The 4,726-nt window shown below is 35.8% G+C and carries 4 protein-coding genes; 1 reads left to right on the plus strand and 3 read right to left on the minus strand.

Annotated elements, in window-relative coordinates; genetic code table 11:
- The first annotated feature begins 793 nt into the window (after positions 1-793).
- Entirely contained in the window at positions 794-1,795 is a 1,002-nt protein-coding gene (repM, locus tag RTL34_RS11490; RefSeq protein WP_312117046.1) for a replication initiation protein RepM, read from the plus strand.
- Positions 1,796-1,862: 67 nt separating this feature from the next.
- Here the strand turns inward: repM and RTL34_RS11495 are convergent, their stop codons facing one another.
- From RTL34_RS11495 to RTL34_RS11505, 3 genes are all read right to left on the minus strand, one after another.
- Positions 1,863-3,062, minus strand: coding sequence for an IS256 family transposase (locus RTL34_RS11495; protein ID WP_312117048.1), 1,200 nt, complete (start codon positions 3,060-3,062; stop codon positions 1,863-1,865).
- A gap of 169 nt (positions 3,063-3,231) precedes the next feature.
- On the minus strand, positions 3,232-3,870 hold the full coding sequence (locus tag RTL34_RS11500; RefSeq protein WP_312117050.1) for a hypothetical protein: 639 nt from the start codon (positions 3,868-3,870) through the stop codon (positions 3,232-3,234).
- 191 nt (positions 3,871-4,061) lie between these two features.
- Positions 4,062-4,726, minus strand: a 665-nt coding sequence (locus tag RTL34_RS11505) for a recombinase family protein (RefSeq protein ID WP_312117051.1), incomplete at its 5' end; no start/stop codon positions are given.

Below are 4,726 nucleotides of genomic sequence, written 5' to 3' on the forward strand. Positions count from 1 at the left end.
TTTATCGCACTATTTAAATAGGTTTATCGCACTATTTAAATAGGTTTATCGCACTTTTAAATAGGTTTATCGCAAGGACCTATCTGAAACAAATCCATAGATATTAATTAGTCAGAAAAACAGGAAAATTTTCAATAAAATTATGATTTCGATTATCTGTTATAAAAAAAAGATATTCTATTTATAAAAATAGGTTTTTCGCATTAAAAAATTTCATATAAATTATTGATATTTAATGAATTTATGCTAGGTATGCACATATAAAACACTCATTTTATATTTATGCAAAGATTTTAATCATACTCAAACTACTGATTTATATAGAATTTTAATATTTAATGCAAAATCTGCAACTATTTTATCAATTCAACAAGGTATATGGTGCTATTTGAAGGGTATTTAATTTGATTATCAACTACCTAAGTTTATAAGATACAGATAGGTTTATCGCAATAAAATAAATATAGTGTTTTTCTATTAAACTATTGATATTATTAATTTTTATTTTTTATTGGATCGAATAAATATAGATTTTATTGAATTTTATTGATATTGCTTTTTATTGTCTAACTACCTAAGTTGATAAGATACAGATAGGTTTATCGCAATGAAAATTTGGATTTTGGTAGCACCTAATTTGTGATGTACCGAAAAAATTAATGTCCAATTTGGATTGAGATTGAGATCGCTAATAAAATGAAACTAATGAATAAATAATAAAAATAGTTCGTTTGATAACATAATTAAAATAGTTTACAATCCAAGCTATCTTTTTATTAATGTGAATATAAAAATGTCTTCGCTTATTGTTAAGGATAATGCTCTCATTCAAGCTAGTTACAGCCTTGATTTGGTTGAGCAACGATTAATTTTATTATCTATTTGGTTAGCTAGAGAGACGGGTACAGGAATTTCGCATGATAGCTTATTGCGAGTAGATGCTACGGTTTATGCCAGCCACTTTGGTACTAATGTAGAAACAGCTTATACTGTATTAAAACAAGCATCAAAAGGGCTATTTGACCGTTACGTAACTTATTTAGATAAAAATCCAGATACAGGAAAAGATAGAAGTTTTAATTGTCGATGGGTAGATAAAATAGGTTACGAGAAAGATTCTGGCTATGTTTTTCTAAGATTCACTCAAGAGGTAGTTCCTTTAATCACGCGTTTGGAAGAGCAATTTACTAGTTATGAGCTTGAACAAGTTAGTAAGTTGACCAGTACGTATGCTATAAGATTATACGAATTACTTATGCAATGGCGCAGTAAGTCCAAAACACCTGAATTTCAATTAGAAGAATTTAGAAGCCAGCTGGGTGTTGAAAAAGGGCAATATAAAACTATGAGCAACTTTAAGAAAAATGTCCTAGATTTTTCAGTTGCTCAAATTAACCAATTTACAGATATTAATGTTAAATATATACAACATAAAGATGGTAGGTCAATAACAGGTTTTAGTTTCAGTTTTAAACAAAAAAAGAAAAAAATTAGTGAATTGAAAGATATAAATGGAGAGATCGAGAAAGAGGTGGTTGGGAAGTTTAATGCTAATACGTATAAAAGTAGAGATACTAACACAGTCGATATGTTTGTGCCAATGACCGATAGTCAACGTCACCATTTTGCAAAAAAACTATCCAAACTTCATGAACTATCTAACCTTGCAAAAGGGGAGGCAGGGCGAGACTATGATGTATTTGCCGAGCAAATTGCCAATGAGCTCTTAGATCCTGAGCGGGTTAAGTTTTATGAAAAGTACTTAACCCAGGTTGGATTTAAAAAATCAATTTGAGGTTTTAGGTTTGATAATTTTCGACAAGAGGGAGGGCGTTCAAAATTCTGTGTCAGGATAAATTAAATTAGAGGCTCATTACAGCATCTAACCGACCAGGGAAATGGATAGATAATTGCATCATCGTTTGCCCCCAATTATTAATTGGCATTGTCCATTTCTCTGACGCATTTAACATACCAACATACAGTAATTTAAGCAAGCTAGTTTCATTTGGGAACGCGCCCTTAGTCTTGGTCAACTTACGAAATTGGCGATGAACCGCTTCAACCGCATTGGTCGTATAAATTGGCTTTCTCACAGCGTCAGGGTACTTAAAATAAGCAGACAGCAAATGCCATTTGTCTCGCCAAGAAGCAATCACAGCAGGGTATTTACTGCCCCAAAGCCTATCAAGTTCATCAAGGGCTAACTCAGCAGATTCTTTATTTACTGCTTTGTACACAGGCTTTAAATCACGCATGAAAGCTTTCTGATCTTTACTTGCGACATAACGAATACTGTTACGGATTTGGTGAATCACACACAGTTGCACCTCGGTATTAGGGAAGATAGCCTGTATGGCTTCAGGGAACCCTTTTAAGCCATCGACACAGGCAATCAGAATATCTTGTACCCCACGATTGTGCAAATCAGTAAGCACCGACAGCCAGTAGTTTGCTCCCTCGCTTTCAGAGCAGTATAGCCCAATAAGTTCTTTACGACCTTCGGTATTGAGTGCTAACAGCGTGTAAACAGCTTTATTAACATAGCGTCCTTCGTCTTTAACCTTGTAGTGGACGGCATCGAGCCAGACAAACGGATAAACGCTATCGAGTGGTCTTGATTGCCAGGCTTTAAGCTGTGGGATAAGACTATCAGTAATATTGCTAATGGTGGCTTCTGAGACTTCTAGCTGATACATCTCGGTAATGTGGTCTTTGATGGCGGTATAGCTCATGCCATGCGAGAACAGCGATAGGATGCGGTTGTCAATTTCAGGGGTGAGCTTAGTCTGATGCTTTTTAACCAAGACAGGTTCAAATTCGCCATTGCGGTCACGTGGTGTTTCAAGCTCAAAGCTGCCAACGGCTGATTTGACGGTCTTTTTGCTGTAGCCGTTACGGCGATTGTTACTTGGGTTTTGCTCAAGGTGGCTGTCTATCTCAGCCGATAGTGCCGCTTCGGTGAGTTGCTTTATGAGCGGGGCAAGGACACCATCACTGCCTGTGATGGGTTTACCAGATTGAATAGCTTTTAAGGCTTCGTTAAAGTCAAAGTTTTGCATGGTGTCATTCCTTCTATTGTGAATAGTTTAGTGAAATGACACAGTTTTTTGAACACTACCGGATTAGCAGTATCCGCAAAATCAAATTTTTTTGACCATGTCCGACAATGTGATAATACTCGACAAGTTTCCTTAGTATACAATATGTCCCGAATTTTCAAATGTCCCTTTATTGAACGAAAATTCGCGAATTGTCTTCGTTAACCCAAAGACCCAATTGTTTTAAATCAAAAAATATGGGAGGTGATTTTTTGCCATATCTCACGCTCAGCCCGAATATATTAATAGCATCAATAGTTTTAAGCTTTTCATTGATTTTAGCTAAAAACTTATCTTTATAAACAATCTCAAAGATACTTTCGCCAACATTCACATCTTCTTGTTTACCCTGTAAAACAGTTTTAGCTTTAGGCTTGCCCTCATTATCCAAAAATATCAGCGCAGTGATGATGGTTTTGGTATTTTCCTCTTTAATACTAGCAAGTCTAGAATAGTTCTCATGATCATGAGTCTTTTTGAGCAATTCATTTTTATCACGCTCTGGAACACGCCATGCTAGCGTCTCATGATAGTCCAAGGTCAAAACTGTAATAATTGAACCACAATATGAGTCAATAATTGCCACAAAGAATTCATTATCAATGTCGCTATAGATTAGAAGGTGCTGTTTGTGAATGCCGGGCTTACTCCCGAGATTTATATAAAGACCTTTATTAATTAAGTCAATAAAATTTTCAATCTCCAAGCTAGTTCGTTCTGTTAATCTGCAAGCAGCGTGTTTGGTGAATGGTGCTGTAATAATACTCATTGGTCATTTACCAGTATTTATTAACGAAAGCCGATTAATAGCCATGTAGATTAGCTTAGTCGATATTATTCTTACTTGTAATACTAATCTATATATTAGCTTATTGGCTACCAAAAATCGTATATAGCTAAAAAACTGCAAATAATAGTTAGGGCGGTAGTAGGAAAGTATTTGCTTTTAACGGTTATTTTTTAAGCATCTCCTTCCCGCCACTTCTTAGCATTCTTAATTGTTGCCGTCCCAACCTGCAATGTATCAATAATTTTCTGATACGTTGCCCCGCTATCAAGCATTGCTAGAATTGCCGTATAGCGTTTCGTGTTTGGTTGTTTTCCTTTATAGACGCCTTTGGCTTTCGCTAACTCAATCCCTTGTTTTTGTCGAAGGCGGCGTTGCTCATAATCGCGTCTAGCCACACTCGCTAAAATCTCAATCAACATATCATTCACCGCTGATAAAATTCGATTAGTTATTTCATCATTACCGGCATTTGCTTGGTTATGAGTTGTTGGTACATTTAATGCCACAATCCGAATCTGCTTTGACTTAATACGATTTCTTAACGTTTCCCAATCAGCGCCATTTAAACGACTTAACCGATCGATATCTTCAATCAATAAAATATCACCTTGCTGGCAATCATCCAAAAGTTCATTTAATTTGGGTCGATCGAGTTTTGCCCCACTTTCATTTTCCACGTAAAATTTGGCAATTACCAAATTGTGACTGGTGGCAAACTCAATTAACGATTGTCTGGCTCGTTCGGCATTTTGTTCTTGGGTACTGGCTCTTAAATAGGCTCTAATACCAAACCCAATAATTAAAGCACTGCCCAATGACGAGCAGTGAGCGACTT

This window comes from Moraxella sp. CTOTU47915, from assembly GCF_031986685.1.
GTDB lineage: Bacteria > Pseudomonadota > Gammaproteobacteria > Pseudomonadales > Moraxellaceae > Faucicola > Faucicola tetraodonis.